This window comes from Pseudomonas sp. AC242 (genome assembly GCF_979258655.1).
Map to the genome: position 1 here is coordinate 3024560 of NZ_OZ409873.1, position 14953 is coordinate 3039512.

A 14953-nucleotide genomic window follows, 5' to 3' on the forward strand; every position below is an offset into this window, starting at 1 on the left:
TCAGGGGCTTTTTTTTGGTTCGGATTTTGTGGCGTGCTTTAGATCGATCCCCCTCACCCCAGCCCTCTCCCCCAAGGGGTAGAGGGGGAAAGGGAGCCGATCGGGGGCTTTTCAAAATCTGAGTTCAGCTCGATATCGCACGTCGGTGCAATTCGCCTAGACACCACAGTCAGTCCCCTTTCCCTCCGGGAGAGGGTTAGGGTGAGGGGGCTTTTCAAAACGTGAGTTCGACTCGACGGTTCAGGTCGGCGTAGCTCGAAGAAACAACTCGGTCAGTCCCCTCTCCCTCTGGGAGAGGGTTAGGGTGAGGGGCTCTTCGCGCAAACGATTAACTCCGCATTAACCCGCATCTTTTTCCTGTCCAGACAAGCTGTTACTGTACGGCCCACTAAGCCCAAGCCGCCTGGATCGGATCTGACTTGAAGCGTGCCCTCCTCCTGCTCCTGATCAGCCTGGCCTTGAGCTCAACCGCAAGCGCGACGATTACCGAAAGTCACGGTTATGCGCAGTTCGGCACGCTCAAGTACCCGGCCAGATTTACCCACTTCGACTGGGTCAACCCGCAAGCGCCCAAGGGCGGTACGTTGCGGGTGATGGCGTTCGGCACCTTCGATACGGTCAATCCGTACACCTTCAAGGGCACCAGCCCGGTCACCACAGCGAATTTCCTCCAGTACGGCATCAATGAGCTGAACGAGCCGTTGATGGTCGGCACCGGCCAGTATTCGCCGTCCGGCGACGAACCCGCATCGAGTTACGGCTTGATCGCGCAATCGGTGGAGTACAGCGAAGATCGCAGCTGGGTCGTCTTCAATCTGCGTCCCGAGGCGCGTTTTCACGATGGCACGCCGATCACCGCCTACGACGTAGCGTTCTCCTATCGAACGCTGCTCAAGGACGGCCATCCGCTGTACCGCACCGCGTTGCAGGAAGTGCTGCGGGTCGACATTCTCAACAAACAGCGCATTCGCTTCGTGCTCAAGCGCTCCGGCAATCCGCTGTTGATTCTGCGCCTCGGCGAATTGCCGGTGCTGCCGCAGCATTACTGGAAAGACCGCGACTTCAAGGCCACCACCTTCGAACCGCCACTGGGCAGCGGCCCCTATCGCATCACTTCGGTGACGCCGGGCCGGCAGTTGATCTTCGAGCGGGTCAAGGATTACTGGGGCAAGGACCTGGCGGTCAATCGCGGTAAGTACAACTTCGATCGCATGGAAGTCGAGTTTTACCGCGACAGCGACGTGGCCTTCGAAGCGTTCAAGGCTGGCGAGTTCGACATCTACATCGAGCATCAGGCGAAGAATTGGGCCAACGGCTACAACTTCCCTGCCGTGCGCCGTGGCGATGTGATCAAGGCGCAGATCCCGCATCAGATCCCGACCCAGAGTCAGGGCCTGTTCATGAACACACGCCGCGCGACGTTCTCGGACGTGAAAACCCGCGAAGCGCTGGGCCTGATGTTCGACTTCGAGTGGACCAATCGCGCGCTGTTCAGCGATGCCTACAAACGCACCACCAGCTACTACCCCAACAGTGAATTCACAACCTCCGGCCTGCCGGTCGGGCATGAATGGCTGATGCTCAAACCGTACAAGGAACAACTGCCGGCCAAGCTATTCACCGAGCCGTTTACCTTGCCAAAAACCGACGGTCGCGGCATCCCCCGGGAAACCATGCGCAAAGCCTTGGCATTGCTCGCTGAAGCCGGCTGGAAGCTCAACGGTCAGCGTCTGCAAAACGCTAGCGGCCAACCGCTGCGGTTCGAACTGCTGCTGGTCAATCCGAACCTCGAGCGCCTGTACCAGCCCTACATCGAGAATCTCAACAGCATCGGCATCGACGCGCGCCTGCGCACCGTGGATCGGGCGCAGTACAAGCAGCGCCTCGATCAATTTGATTTCGACATGATCTCGATGACGCTCAACCAGACCCTAAGCCCGGGCCTTGAGCAGTGGCAGTACTTCCACTCCAGCCAGGTGAACGTCAAGGGCAGCAAGAATTACGCAGGCATCGCCAACCCGGTGGTCGATCACCTGCTCGAACAACTGCTCGCCGCGCGCACCCGCGACGAACAAGTCGCCGCCGGCAAGGCGCTCGACCGCGTGCTGCTCTGGCAGCACTACAGCATTCCCAACTGGTATCTGAATTATCACCGCCTGGCCTACCGCAACCGGTTGGCCTTCGTCACCACGCCGCCCTACACACTAGGCCTGAGCGCGTGGTGGCTGAAGTCTTCGGAGAAAGATCAATGAAACCGATCCGCGCCCTGCTCGTCCAGGCCAGCGGCCTGCTGTTCGCCGGGCTGGCCTTGGCCGCCCCGCAACACGCCGTGACCCTGTACAACGAGCCGCCGAAATACCCGGCCGATTTCAAACAGTTTGATTACGTAAACCCGGACGCGCCGAAGGGCGGCATCTTTCGTCAGGCCGGTTTTGGTGGCTTCGACAGCCTCAACCCGTTTATCAGCAAAGGCGTGCCCGCCGATGATATCGGGCAGATCTACGACACCCTGACCAAGCACAGCCTCGACGAACCGTTCACCGAATACGGTCTGATCGCCGGCAAAATCGAAAAGGCCCCGGACAACAGCTGGGTACGTTTCTACCTGCGCCCCGAAGCCCGTTTTCATGACGGCCACCCGGTGCGCGCCGATGACGTAGTGTTCAGCTTCAACACGCTAACCAAGGAAGGCTCGCCGATGTTTCGCGGCTACTACAGCGACGTCTCCGAAGTCATCGCTGAAGACCCGCTGAAAGTGCTGTTCAAGTTCAAACACAGCAACAACCGCGAGTTGCCGCTGATCCTCGGCCAGTTGCCGGTGCTGCCAAAACACTGGTGGGCCGATCGCGACTTCAACAAGGGCAACCTGGAAATCCCGCTGGGCAGCGGCCCGTACAAGGTTGCTGAAGTGAAGGCCGGCCGTTCGGTGCGTTACGAGCGGGTCAAGGATTACTGGGGCAAGGACCTGCCGGTCAATCGTGGTTTCTATAACTTCGACACGATGACCACCGATTACTACCGCGACAACACCGTCGCCCTCGAAGCGTTGAAGGCCGGGCAGTTCGATTACTGGCTGGAAATGACCGCGAAAAACTGGGCCAACGCTTACAACATTCCGGCGGTCACCGAGGGCCGCTTGATCAAGGAACAGATCGCCAACAGCAACCCGACCGGCATGCAGGGCTTCGTTTACAACTTGCGCCGTCCAGTGTTTCAGGACGTGCGCGTGCGCCAGGCGCTCGGCCTGTTGTTCGACTTCGAATGGACCAACAAGCAACTGTTCAACGGCGCCTACTTCCGCACCCGCAGCTATTTCGAGAACTCGGAAATGGCCGCCACCGGCCTGCCCGACGCCGATCAGCGGGCAATCCTCGAGCCGTTCCGCAACAAGCTGCCGGCACAGGTGTTCAGTGAGGCGTTCGAAAACCCGAAGACCGACGCCAGCGGCATGATCCGCACCCAACAGCGCGAGGCCTATCAACTGCTGCAAGAGGCTGGCTGGAAGATCGTTGACGACAAAATGGTCGACGCCACCGGCAAACCGGTGGTCATCGAATTCCTCCTTGCGCAGACCGAATTCGAGCGCGTATTGCTGCCATTCAAGCGCAACCTCAGCGACCTCGGCATCGATCTGGTGATCCGCCGCGTCGACGTTTCGCAGTACATCAACCGCGTGCGTTCGCGGGATTTCGACATGATGGTCGGCAGCTTCCCGCAGTCCAACTCACCGGGTAACGAGCAGCGCGAATACTGGATGAGCGCCGCCGCCGACAAACCGAGCAGCCGCAATTCCTTGGGTTTGAAAGACCCGATCGTCGATCAACTGGTCGAGAACCTGATCAACGCCGACTCGCGCAAAAGCCTGGTGGCCCATGCCCGTGCGCTGGATCGTGTGCTGCAATGGGGTTATTACGTGATCCCCAACTGGCACATCAAGACCTGGCGCGTGGCTTACTGGAATCACATCGGTCACCCGAAAGTCTCGCCCAAGTACGACATCGGGATTAACACCTGGTGGGTCAAGCCTGACGCGAAACCGGCGATAGAAGTCGAAACCAAACTGCAAGCCGACCCTGCGGGCACGGAGTAATCAGATGCTGGCGTATATTTTTCGGCGACTGCTGCTGATCATCCCGACCTTGTTCGGCATCCTGCTGATCAACTTCGTGATCATCCAGGCCGCGCCCGGCGGCCCGGTGGAACAGATGATCGCCAAGCTCGAAGGCTTCGAAGGCGCCACCAGCCGCATTGCCGGCGGCGGTGCCGAGGTGTCCGTGGCTGGTTCGTCCTATCGCGGCGCGCAGGGCCTGGACCCGGCGCTGATCAAGGAAATCGAGCACATGTACGGGTTCGACAAATCGGCCCCGGAACGCCTGTGGATCATGGTCAAGAACTACGCGCAGCTGGATTTCGGCGACAGTTTTTTCCGCGACGCCAAGGTCATCGACCTGATCAAGGAAAAGATGCCGGTGTCGATCTCGCTGGGGCTGTGGAGCACGCTGATCATGTACCTGGTGTCGATCCCGCTGGGGATCGCCAAGGCCACGCGGCACGGCAGCCACTTCGATGTGTGGACCAGTTCGGCGATCATCGTCGGTTACGCGATCCCGGCGTTCCTCTTTGCGATCCTGCTGATCGTGGTGTTTGCCGGCGGCAGTTATCTCGACTGGTTCCCGCTAAGGGGCCTGACCTCGAACAACTTCGATGAGTTGAGTTTCGGCGGCAAGATCCTCGATTACTTCTGGCACTTGGCGTTGCCGGTGACTGCGCTGGTGATCGGCAACTTCGCGACCATGACCCTGCTGACCAAAAACAGCTTCCTCGACGAAATCAACAAGCAATACGTGGTCACCGCCAAGGCCAAAGGCCTGACCCGCCACCGTGTGCTCTACGGCCACGTGTTCCGCAACGCCATGCTGTTGGTGATCGCCGGGTTCCCGTCGGCGTTCATCGGCATCTTCTTCACAGGCTCCTTGCTGGTCGAAGTGATCTTTTCCCTCGACGGTTTGGGTCTGATGAGTTTCGAAGCGGCGATCAACCGCGATTACCCGGTGGTATTCGGCACCCTGTTCATCTTCACCCTGCTGGGGCTGGTGGTGAAACTGATCGGCGACCTCACCTACACCTTGGTCGATCCGCGCATCGACTTCGAAAGCCGGGAGCATTGAGATGAACCTGTCCCCTCTCAACCGCCGCCGCTTCGAACTGTTCAAAGCCAACAAGCGCGGCTGGTGGTCGCTGTGGCTGTTTCTGGTGCTGTTCGGCCTGAGCCTCGGTGCCGAGCTGATCGCCAACGACAAGCCGCTGGTGGTGCATTACGACAACAACTGGTACTTCCCGGCGATCAAGCGCTACCCGGAAACCGCCTTCGGCGGCGAATTCCCGCTGGAAGCCAACTATAAGAGCCCGTACATCCGCGAACTGCTCAAGGCCAAGGATGCGTGGGTGTTGTGGGCGCCGATTCCCTACAGCTATCAGAGCATCAACTACGACTTGAAAGTCCCGGCGCCCGCGCCACCGTCGGCGGACAATCTGCTGGGTACTGACGATCAGGGTCGCGATGTGTTGGCGCGGGTGATTTATGGCTTCCGCATTTCGGTGCTTTTTGCGCTGACGTTGACCGTGTTGAGTTCGATCATCGGCGTGATTGCCGGGGCCTTGCAGGGTTTCTATGGCGGCTGGGTCGATCTGGCCGGCCAACGTTTTCTGGAAATCTGGTCGGGTTTGCCGGTGCTGTATCTGCTGATCATCCTCGCCAGTTTCGTCCAGCCGAATTTCTGGTGGCTGCTGGGGATCATGCTGCTGTTCTCGTGGATGAGCCTGGTCGACGTGGTGCGCGCCGAGTTCCTCCGTGGTCGCAACCTCGAATACGTGCGTGCGGCGCGGGCGCTGGGCATGCAGAACGGCGCGATCATGTTCCGCCACATCCTGCCAAATGCAATGGTCTCGACCATGACGTTTATGCCGTTCATCCTCACCGGCGCCATCGGCACCCTCACCGCTTTGGACTTCCTCGGTTTCGGCTTGCCGGCCGGCAGTCCGTCGCTGGGTGAACTGGTCGCCCAGGGCAAATCCAACCTGCAAGCGCCGTGGCTGGGCATGAGTGCCTTCGCCGTACTCGCATTGATGTTGAGTTTGCTGGTGTTTATCGGCGAGTCCGCTCGCGATGCCTTCGACCCGAGGAAGTGAAATGAATCAGGACAATCTGATTGAAGTGCGTGACCTCGCCGTCGAGTTCGGTATCGGCGAGCGCGTGCACCGGGTCGTCGAAGGCGTGAGTTTCGACATCAAGCGCGGCGAAACCCTCGCGCTGGTCGGCGAATCCGGCTCGGGCAAATCGGTGACCGCGCACTCAATCCTGCGCCTGCTGCCCTACCCGATGGCCCGCCATCCGGCCGGCAGCATCAACTACGCCGGGCAAAACCTGCTGGGCCTCAGTGAAAAAACCATCCGGCACATTCGCGGTAATCGTATCGCGATGATCTTTCAGGAGCCGATGACCTCGCTGAATCCGCTGCACTCGATCGAGAAGCAGATCAACGAAGTGCTCGGCATCCACAAGGGCCTGACAGGCAAAGTGGCGACCAAACGCACGCTGGAGCTGCTGGAGATGGTCGGCATCCCCGAGCCGCACAAGCGTCTCAAGGCCCTGCCCCACGAACTCTCCGGTGGCCAGCGTCAGCGGGTGATGATCGCCATGGCCCTGGCCAACGAGCCGGAATTGCTGATTGCCGACGAGCCGACTACGGCGCTGGACGTGACCGTTCAGCTGAAAATCCTCGATTTGCTCAAGGAATTGCAGGCCAGATTGGGCATGTCGCTGTTACTGATCAGTCACGATTTGAACCTGGTGCGAAGAATTGCGCATCGCGTATGTGTCATGCAGCGCGGTTGCATCGTCGAACAGGCATCGTGCGCAGAGCTGTTCCGTTCGCCGCAGCATCCGTACACTCGGGAATTGCTCGGCGCGGAGCCCAGCGGCGGCCCGGCGAGCAATAAAATCGGCGCGCCGCTGCTTGAAGTCGAGGACCTGAAAGTCTGGTTCCCGATCAAGAAAGGCCTGCTCAAGCGCACGGTGGATCACGTCAAGGCAGTGGACGGCATCAATTTCAGCCTGCCTCAGGGTCAGACCCTGGGGATTGTCGGGGAAAGCGGTTCCGGCAAATCCACGCTGGGCCTGGCGATTTTGCGGTTGATCGGCAGCAAAGGCGCGATCCGCTTTGAAGGCAAGCAGCTAGACTGCCTGACGCAGAACGAGGTTCGCCCGTTGCGTCGGGAGATGCAGGTGGTGTTTCAGGACCCGTTTGGCAGCCTGAGCCCACGCATGTGTGTCAGTGACATCGTTGGCGAAGGCCTGCGGATTCACAAGATGGGCACCGCCGAGGAACAACAGGCGGCGATTATTGCGGCATTGAAGGAGGTAGGTCTGGATCCGGAAACCCGGCACCGCTACCCCCACGAATTTTCCGGTGGGCAACGGCAACGAATCGCCATTGCCCGGGCTTTGGTGCTGAAACCGGCGCTGATCCTGCTGGACGAGCCGACTTCGGCGCTCGACCGGACGGTGCAGCGGCAAGTGGTGGAGCTGTTGCGTTCACTGCAAGCCAAGTACAACCTGACGTATTTGTTTATCAGCCATGACCTGGCTGTGGTGAAAGCGCTGAGCCACCAGCTGATGGTGGTCAAGCATGGCCAAGTGGTCGAACAGGGAGACGCGCAAAGTATTTTTGCCGCCCCCCAACATCCGTATACACAGCAGTTGCTGGAAGCCGCTTTTTTGGCACCAGCCACTGCGCAATAACCTGAAAGAGGAGCAACACATGGGTTTTCTCGCCGGTAAGCGCGTACTGATCGTCGGTGTCGCCAGCAAGCTGTCCATCGCATCCGGCATCGCTGCCGCCATGCATCGCGAGGGCGCTGAGCTTGCCTTCACTTATCAGAACGACAAACTGAAAGGTCGTGTTGAAGAATTCGCCCAAGGCTGGGGTTCGAGCCCTGAGCTGTGCTTCCCGTGCGACGTGGCCAGCGATGAAGAAATCGCCAAGGTCTTCGAAGCACTGAGCAAGAAGTGGGACGGCCTGGATTGCATCGTCCACTCCGTTGGTTTCGCCCCGGGCGACCAACTGGACGGCGACTTCACCGAAGCCACCACCCGTGACGGTTTCCGCATCGCTCACGACATCAGCGCCTACAGCTTCGTGGCCCTGGCCAAGGCCGGCCGCGAAATGATGAAAGGCCGCAACGGCAGCCTGCTGACCCTGTCGTACCTGGGCGCCGAGCGCACCATGCCGAACTACAACGTGATGGGCATGGCCAAGGCTTCGCTGGAAGCTGGCGTACGTTACCTGGCCGGCTCCCTGGGCCCGGACGGCACCCGCGTCAACTGCGTATCGGCTGGCCCGATCCGTACTCTGGCAGCCTCGGGCATCAAGAACTTCCGCAAGATGCTGGCCGCCAACGAAGCGCAAACCCCGCTGCGTCGCAACGTCACCATCGACGAAGTCGGCAACGCCGGCGCCTTCCTGTGCTCCGACCTGGCGTCGGGCATCAGCGGCGAAATCATGTACGTAGACGGCGGCTTCAACACCACCGCCATGGGCAACATCGAAGAGTGATCTTCGCTTAGCCAATAAAAAACCCGCCAATCTGGCGGGTTTTTTTATGCCTGCTATTTCTTGAACAACCCAAATCCCTTGTAGGAGTGAGCCTGCTCGCGATGGCGTCGGGTCAGCAACATTCATGTCTCTGGACCACTGCGATCGCGAGCAGGCTCACTCCTACAAGGGGATTGGGGTTATTCCAGACACTGCGCGAACAGCTTTTGAATCGGCTGATTGCGCTGACTGTAACGCTGCAGCAAAACCATCTCGCGATAGAACGTCAGTTCGCCCAGCTCGATGATCCTGACCTTGAGCGGATGGTCCAGCCACAGCCCTGCTTTGGGCAGCAGTGAAACCCCCAATCCCGACTCGACCATTTTCACGATCGCTTCCAGTTCATCCAGCTCCAGCGCTACGTTGACCTCTATGCGCTGCTCGTGCAGAAACCGCGTCACCAATCGCCCACCGAAAGAATTGCGGTCGTAGCGCACATGCGGCCGTTCGGCGAGTAACCGCAGCGGATCGTTGCCATCGACCTGCGGCGGCACGATCAACACAAACGGCTCACGCCGAATCACCTGCGCCGACAACTCCTTGGGCAGTTCGAACGGCGGCTTGATCATGATTGCCAGATCAACTTCGCCGGCATCCACTTGACTGAGCAGGTTCAACGACACGCCCGGCATCAGTTTTGGCTCAAGCCCCGGTGCCTGTTGACGCAAGCGCAATAACGCCTGAGGCAACAACCCGGTTTGCGCAGTGGCCACGGCACCGATTTTCAGCTCGCCGCGAAACTCACTGACGTCCTCGCTGATCGCCATCCGGCTGAAGATCGCCAGCATCTCCTGCGCCATCGGCACCGCCCGCTGCCCCGCCGGATTGAGCATTGCCTGGCGGCCAGTGCGGTCGAACAGGCGAATCCCCAACGCCTGTTCAAGATTGCGGATCTGCGCGCTGACCGCCGATTGCGTCAGGCCAATGTGCAGCCCCGCCGCAGCAAAAGTGCCATGCCGCGCCACGGCGAGAAAGGTCTTCAATTCACGCAGCATGTGCACCTCGACTGATCGAAATAATTTGAGCTCGACGCAAAAACTATCGTCTTTCAATCACATTTCACAGCACTAAACTCAGTCAACCGAACCTGATCGAGAATTCACTATGCAGCTCAGCCCTTTTCATCTGGCCATTCCGGTGTATGACCTCGCAGCCGCACGGCACTTTTATCGCGAGGTGTTTGGTCTGGAGGAAGGTCGCTCCAGTGAGCACTGGGTCGATTTCAATTTCTTTGGTCATCAACTGGTGATTCACCTGGCACCGAAAAACACCTCGCAGGAAGCCGCGCACACCAACGCCGTCGATGGGCATGACGTACCAGTGCCGCATTTTGGCGTGGTGTTGGGGATGCAGGAATGGGAGGCGCTGGCCGAGCGTTTGCAGTCGCTCGAGACCAAGTTTGTGATTGAGCCGGGAATTCGCTTTCAGGGTTTGGTCGGGGAACAGGCGACGATGTTTCTGTTTGACCCGTGCGGCAATGCGCTGGAGTTCAAGGCGTTTAAAGACATTGGGCAGTTGTTTGCCAAATAGATATGTAGGGTTCGGGCTGACGCATTCGCTAGCAGGCTAGTTCCCACATGGATTTGTGGTGAACCGGGATTTTGAGAACACCCGACACCATTGTAGGAGTGAGCCTGCTCGCGATGGCGGTGGGTCAGCCGATGACGATGTTGGATGTGCGGACGCCATCGCTGGCAAGCCAGCTCCCACAGGTTTCTCGGGTGTTCACAAAATCCCGGTTCACTGCAGATCCCTGTGGGAGCTGCGGTGCGACGATTCGACTTGCCAGCGATGAGGCCCGAATCAACAACGCTTCAAGGCCTGCTTGTGCACGTACATCGCACTATCGGCATCCGCCAGCAGCCGATCCACGGTCTCATGGCGCTTGGCGTCGTACTCGATCTGCCCGACGCTGAAGCGAATCGCATACCCGCGATGCAACGTGGCATTGCGCTCTTCGAGAATATCCTTGAGCCGCGCCATGATCGCTGTGGTTTCGACATGGCTGGAGCCGGTCAGCAGCGCAACGAACTCATCGCCACCGAGCCGCCCGACCACGTCACTTTCGCGAAAGGCAATACGCAGCACATCGGCGAAGGTCTTCAGCGCACTGTCACCTTCGGCATGCCCATACAGATCGTTGATCTGTTTGAAGTCATTGAGGTCGAAAAACAGCAAGGTTGCCGGCCGTTCCAGCCGCGCGCAGGCGTCCAGCGCATGCTGCGCCAGTTGCTTGAAACCACGGCGATTGGACAGCAAGGTCAATTCATCCATGCTCGCGATCTGCACAGCAGCCAACTCTTGCTCGGCCATTTCCGCCAGATCACGCAACAGCGCACGCTCTTCCTGGTCGAGGTCGCGGGGCTTGGTGTCGATCAGGCACAGCGTGCCCATTTTATTGCCATTGGGCACAGTCAGCGGGTAACCGGCGTAGAAGCGAATGTTCGGCGCGCCGGTGACCAGCGGGTTGTCATGGAAGCGCACATCCTCGCGGGCGTCCGGCACCAACAGCAGGCCGTCGTTAAGAATTGCATGGCCGCAGAATGAAACATCCCTCGGCGTTTCGCTGACATCAAGCCCCACACACGATTTGAACCACTGCCGGTTGGTGTCGACCAGCGTCACCAGTGCAATCGGCACATTGAACAGGCGTTTCGCCAACCGTGTCAGTCGGTCGAAACGCTCTTCAGGGGCGGAATCGAGCAGTTCAAGACCGTGCAACGCTTGAACGCGCGCCGTTTCATTCGCAGGTTTTCCTGGAACCAGCATCAGCACACTCCATTGGCAACAATGCTTTCAAGCGTAGCGCTAATTTGGCAATGGCTCACATTTGCGCCACCGGGCATGGCCCGCCCGCCTCGGCCCACAGCTTGAATTGCTCGACAAAAATATCGTGCGGCACTGGCACCGGCGCGCGCCCGGCCCCGGGGTTCCAGCCCCACAGCACCAGTTTGTCTTCGCTGACGTGTTTGATCAGCGCGGCAAAGTCGCGATCACCATTGCTCGAGCGATCTTTGATCATCGCGCAGAGCTTGTCCGGCGGCAGGCCGATCCAGGCCATTTTGTGCGCCGCCGGCGGCAGGCTCCAGTGCGGCGCACCCGGCGGTGCATGCGGGCCGTAACTGGCCGGCGGATTGTTTTCTGCGTGACAGGTTGCGCACGGCAGACCGGCGGCGCCCTTGCCGTCCATGCCGCGTACCACGTTCATCGCGTGGGGGATGCCGGCGTCGAACTGCAGCGGCGAATCCCCGGGAATGTGGCAGTTCTGGCAACGCGGGCTCTGGAAAACTTTCTGCACCGTGCCGAACGCTTTCAGCGCTTCCTGATCATCGGCGAACAGGTCCGAGGCATAACCGCCCAGCCCCAGTAAAACCACCGTGCCCAACACTAGATGTCGTTTCATCTCACACCCCCGACAGTTGCAGCGGCAACTCGCGCAGGCGCTGCCCGGTCAGGGCGAACACCGCGTTGGCCACGGCTGGCGCGGTTGGCGGCACACCGGCCTCGCCGATGCCGCCGGGTTTGTCGCTGCTGGGCACGATGTGCACTTCCACCACCGGCATCTCGTTGAGCCGCAGCACCTGATAATCGTGATAGTTGGACTGCACGACCGCGCCGTCCTTGAGCGTCAGCTTGCTGTGCAGCGCCATGCCCAGACCGAAAGTGATGCACGACTCCATCTGCGCCGCGATGCTCTGCGGGTTCACCGCGATCCCGCAGTCCACCGCGCAGACCACGCGATGCACGCGAATCGCCAGATTGTCCTGCGACACCTCGGCGACTTGCGCCACGTAACTGCCGAACGACTCGTGCACCGCCACGCCCAGCGCATGGCCGTCGGGCAACGGTGCTTTCCAGTTGGCTTTCTCCACCGCCAGATTGAGCACGCCCAAATGCCGAGGATGCTCCTTGAGCAAGGTTCGTCGGTACTCCACCGGATCTTTGCCTGCCGCCGTGGCCATCTCATCGATCAGCGATTCCATGACAAACGCCGTGTGGCTGTGACCTACCGAGCGCAGCCACAGCACATTGATCCCGGTTTGCGGTGAATGCAGATCGACCTGGTGGTTGGCCAGGCCTTTGACATAAGGGCTGTCGGAAACGCCTTCGACCGACGTTGCATCAATGCCGTTCTTGACCATGGTTTTTTCCAGCATCGTGCCGGCCATGATCGACTGCCCGACCAATACATGCTGCCAGCTCGACGGCAGGCCATCGGCACCGAGCCCGATCCGCGCCTGATGCAGGAACATCGAACGGTAGTAACCGCCACGAATATCGTCTTCCCGCGACCACACGGTTTTCACCGGCATGGCCGCGGCTTTCGCCACTTGCACGGCTTCGGCGACAAAGTCTGAAGTCGGGTTGGCCCGGCGCCCGAAACCGCCGCCCAGGAATTCGGTGTGAATCTCGACCTGCTCCGGTTTCAGCCCGGTGATCTTGCCGGCGACCATTTGATCGAGCGTCTGAAACTGCGTGCCGGTCCAGATTTCGCATTTCTCGGCGCTGATCTTCACCGTGCAATTGAGCGGCTCCATCGGCGCATGAGCCAGATAGGGCACGCTGTATTCGACGTCGATTTTCTTCGCCGCTTTACCAAAACTGCCCTTGGCATCACCGGCCTGACTGGCCGACGTGCCTTGTGTCGTGGCCAATTTACGGAAGCTCGCCAGCAGTTTCTCGCTGCTCAGGTCCGCATTCGGCCCCAAATCCCAATCGACTTTCAGCGCATCACGGCCCAGTTTCGCCGCCCAGTAATGATCAGCAATCACCGCGACCCCGCTCGGCACCTGCACCACTTTGTGCACGCCCGGCACCGCCAGCGCCTCAGCACCTTCGAAGGATTTAACGCTGGCACCAAATACCGGTGGGCGCGCAACCATCGCCGTCATCAGGCCTTCAAACTGCACATCCATGCCGAACTTGGCGCGGCCGGTGATCTTCTCCGGCGTGTCGAGGCGTTTGGTCGGTTTGCCGATAATTTTCCAGTCCTTGGCTTCCTTGAAAGTGATCGACTTCGGATCCGGCACCGGCAGTTGTCCGGCGGCATCTGCCAGCTCGCCGTAAGTCGCGCGCTTGTCACCAGCGATGACCACGCCCGATTCGGTACGAATCGCCGACGGTGCCACGTCAAAGCGCTTCGCCGCTGCCTCTACCAGCATTTGCCGCGCCGTCGCGCCTGCCAGTCGATAACGGTCGAACTCCATCCACGTCGACGTCGAGCCGCCGGTGATCTGCATGCCGCCAAACCCCGGCATGCCGTAATCCGCCGCTGACGCCGCCGAGTGTTCAACGCGGATCTTCGACCAGTCCGCGTCCAGTTCTTCGGCAATCAACATGGTCAGGCCGGTCCAGATGCCCTGGCCCATCTCCGAATGGCCCAGTAAAACGGTGACGCTGTTGTCTGCGGCAATGCGCAGGAACGCATTCGGCGCGAAAACCTTGCCTTCATTCTCCGCCGCATAGGCAAATTTGTGGCCGCCGGGGACGACAAACGCCACTACCAACCCGCCGCCCAACACGGCACTGCCCTTGAGAAAACCCCGACGCGATACAGGACTGTTCATCGTCTATCTCCCACAGATTGAATCAGCCGATTTCCGACGCACGCTTAACCGCTGCGCGAATGCGGGGATAGGTGCCGCAACGGCAGATATTGCCGGAGAGCGCCTGATCGATATCGCTGTCGGTGGGTTTGGGGATTTTTGCCAATAAGGCTGCGGCAGACATGATCTGCCCCGACTGGCAGTAACCGCACTGCACCACGTCGAGTTCGGCCCAGGCTTGTTGCACCGGGTGCGATCCGTCGGTGGACAGGCCTTCGATGGTAAGAATTTTTTGTCCATGGGCCACGGCGGTCGCGGGGGTTATGCAGGCGCGCAACGGCGCGCCGTCAACGTGCACGGTGCAGGCCCCGCACTGGGCCATGCCGCAGCCGAATTTGGTGCCGGTCAGGTGCGCGACATCGCGCAGGACCCAGAGCAACGGCATGTCCGCGGGGACATCGAGCTCCTGATCCTTGCCATTGATATTCAAGGTCAGCATCGGGGAAATTCCTCAGACTCACGGTGTTCTGAAGGGGCGCCGCTGTGGCCATCGATGCCTACGCGCGCCTCGGCTTATCCCTTTCAGCAAAGCCTAATTTGCGTACGAAGCCAGACGTTGCGACCACCGGTCATGCAGATGTCGACTTTAATCCTACAGTTGATAACGGCTCTCACCGAGCCTGCACAGTAGAAAACTCGTCATGAGCGAAACCGGTCCGCGATTAACGCGCGGGTTATCCATCAGATTGGTCT

Annotated in this window: 12 protein-coding genes; 7 read left to right on the forward strand and 5 right to left on the reverse strand. The window is 59.8% G+C overall.

Translation table 11 applies throughout. The annotated features are described in order from the left end of the window. The first annotated feature begins 419 nt into the window (after positions 1–419). The 6 genes from ACZZ0A_RS13450 to fabI are packed head-to-tail and all read left to right on the forward strand — an operon-like array spanning position 420 to position 8615. Positions 420–2252, forward strand: a complete 1833-nt coding sequence (locus ACZZ0A_RS13450) for an extracellular solute-binding protein (RefSeq protein ID WP_463543284.1) — start codon at positions 420–422, stop codon at positions 2250–2252. Further along, positions 2249–4090 carry an extracellular solute-binding protein gene (locus ACZZ0A_RS13455; RefSeq protein ID WP_463543285.1) on the forward strand — a complete coding sequence of 614 codons (1842 nt, stop codon included), beginning with the start codon at positions 2249–2251 and terminating at the stop codon, positions 4088–4090. Before ACZZ0A_RS13450 ends, ACZZ0A_RS13455 begins: the two co-directional genes overlap by 4 nt. Positions 4091–4094: 4 nt before the next feature. Continuing rightward, positions 4095–5168 (forward strand): microcin C ABC transporter permease YejB, encoded by a 1074-nt coding sequence (locus ACZZ0A_RS13460; protein WP_007910584.1) that lies wholly within the window; start codon positions 4095–4097, stop codon positions 5166–5168. A 1-nt stretch (position 5169) separates the two neighbouring features. Further along, entirely contained in the window at positions 5170–6189 is a 1020-nt protein-coding gene (locus ACZZ0A_RS13465; RefSeq protein WP_095047909.1) for an ABC transporter permease, read from the forward strand. Between the two features lies 1 nt (position 6190). Continuing rightward, positions 6191–7801 carry an ABC transporter ATP-binding protein gene (locus ACZZ0A_RS13470; protein WP_463543286.1) on the forward strand — a complete coding sequence of 537 codons (1611 nt, stop codon included), beginning with the start codon at positions 6191–6193 and terminating at the stop codon, positions 7799–7801. 19 nt (positions 7802–7820) lie between these two features. Further along, on the forward strand, positions 7821–8615 hold the full coding sequence (gene fabI / locus ACZZ0A_RS13475; RefSeq protein WP_007910591.1) for an enoyl-ACP reductase FabI: 795 nt from the start codon (positions 7821–7823) through the stop codon (positions 8613–8615). A 179-nt stretch (positions 8616–8794) separates the two neighbouring features. Here the strand turns inward: fabI and ACZZ0A_RS13480 are convergent, their stop codons facing one another. Then, positions 8795–9649: a LysR family transcriptional regulator gene (locus tag ACZZ0A_RS13480; RefSeq protein WP_463543287.1), complete on the reverse strand. Its 855-nt coding sequence runs from the start codon at positions 9647–9649 to the stop codon at positions 8795–8797. Positions 9650–9758: 109 nt separating this feature from the next. Between ACZZ0A_RS13480 and ACZZ0A_RS13485 the strand changes: the two genes are divergently transcribed. Then, positions 9759–10184, forward strand: coding sequence for a VOC family protein (locus ACZZ0A_RS13485; protein WP_463543288.1), 426 nt, complete (start codon positions 9759–9761; stop codon positions 10182–10184). Positions 10185–10457: 273 nt separating this feature from the next. Here ACZZ0A_RS13485 and ACZZ0A_RS13490 read toward each other — a convergent pair whose 3' ends face one another. The 4 genes from ACZZ0A_RS13490 to ACZZ0A_RS13505 are packed head-to-tail and all read right to left on the reverse strand — an operon-like array spanning position 10458 to position 14699. Beyond that, a complete protein-coding gene (locus ACZZ0A_RS13490) occupies positions 10458–11423 on the reverse strand; it encodes a GGDEF domain-containing protein (RefSeq protein WP_095111842.1) in 966 nt (321 codons plus the stop codon). Between the two features lie 55 nt (positions 11424–11478). Continuing rightward, entirely contained in the window at positions 11479–12057 is a 579-nt protein-coding gene (locus tag ACZZ0A_RS13495) for a hypothetical protein (protein WP_463543289.1), read from the reverse strand. A 1-nt stretch (position 12058) separates the two neighbouring features. Further along, the gene (locus ACZZ0A_RS13500; protein ID WP_463543290.1) at positions 12059–14221 is read right to left on the reverse strand and encodes a xanthine dehydrogenase family protein molybdopterin-binding subunit; all 2163 of its coding nucleotides are present in this window, start codon (positions 14219–14221) and stop codon (positions 12059–12061) included. A 22-nt stretch (positions 14222–14243) separates the two neighbouring features. Beyond that, entirely contained in the window at positions 14244–14699 is a 456-nt protein-coding gene (locus ACZZ0A_RS13505) for a (2Fe-2S)-binding protein (RefSeq protein ID WP_003224136.1), read from the reverse strand. Positions 14700–14953 lie beyond the last annotated feature (254 nt).

Bases quoted from the DNA above. Each gene is read 5' to 3' on its own strand.
- ACZZ0A_RS13485 (WP_463543288.1), top strand. From the start codon at position 9,759: ATGCAGCTCAGCCCTTTTCATCTGGCCATTCCGGTGTATGACCTCGCA.
- ACZZ0A_RS13470 (WP_463543286.1), top strand. From the start codon at position 6,191: ATGAATCAGGACAATCTGATTGAAGTGCGTGACCTCGCCGTCGAGTTC.
- fabI (WP_007910591.1), top strand. From the start codon at position 7,821: ATGGGTTTTCTCGCCGGTAAGCGCGTACTGATCGTCGGTGTCGCCAGC.
- ACZZ0A_RS13490 (WP_095111842.1), bottom strand. From the start codon at position 11,423: ATGCTGGTTCCAGGAAAACCTGCGAATGAAACGGCGCGCGTTCAAGCG.
- ACZZ0A_RS13465 (WP_095047909.1), top strand. From the start codon at position 5,170: ATGAACCTGTCCCCTCTCAACCGCCGCCGCTTCGAACTGTTCAAAGCC.
- ACZZ0A_RS13505 (WP_003224136.1), bottom strand. From the start codon at position 14,699: ATGCTGACCTTGAATATCAATGGCAAGGATCAGGAGCTCGATGTCCCC.
- ACZZ0A_RS13460 (WP_007910584.1), top strand. From the start codon at position 4,095: ATGCTGGCGTATATTTTTCGGCGACTGCTGCTGATCATCCCGACCTTG.
- ACZZ0A_RS13455 (WP_463543285.1), top strand. From the start codon at position 2,249: ATGAAACCGATCCGCGCCCTGCTCGTCCAGGCCAGCGGCCTGCTGTTC.
- ACZZ0A_RS13480 (WP_463543287.1), bottom strand. From the start codon at position 9,649: ATGCTGCGTGAATTGAAGACCTTTCTCGCCGTGGCGCGGCATGGCACT.
- ACZZ0A_RS13495 (WP_463543289.1), bottom strand. From the start codon at position 12,057: ATGAAACGACATCTAGTGTTGGGCACGGTGGTTTTACTGGGGCTGGGC.
- ACZZ0A_RS13500 (WP_463543290.1), bottom strand. From the start codon at position 14,221: ATGAACAGTCCTGTATCGCGTCGGGGTTTTCTCAAGGGCAGTGCCGTG.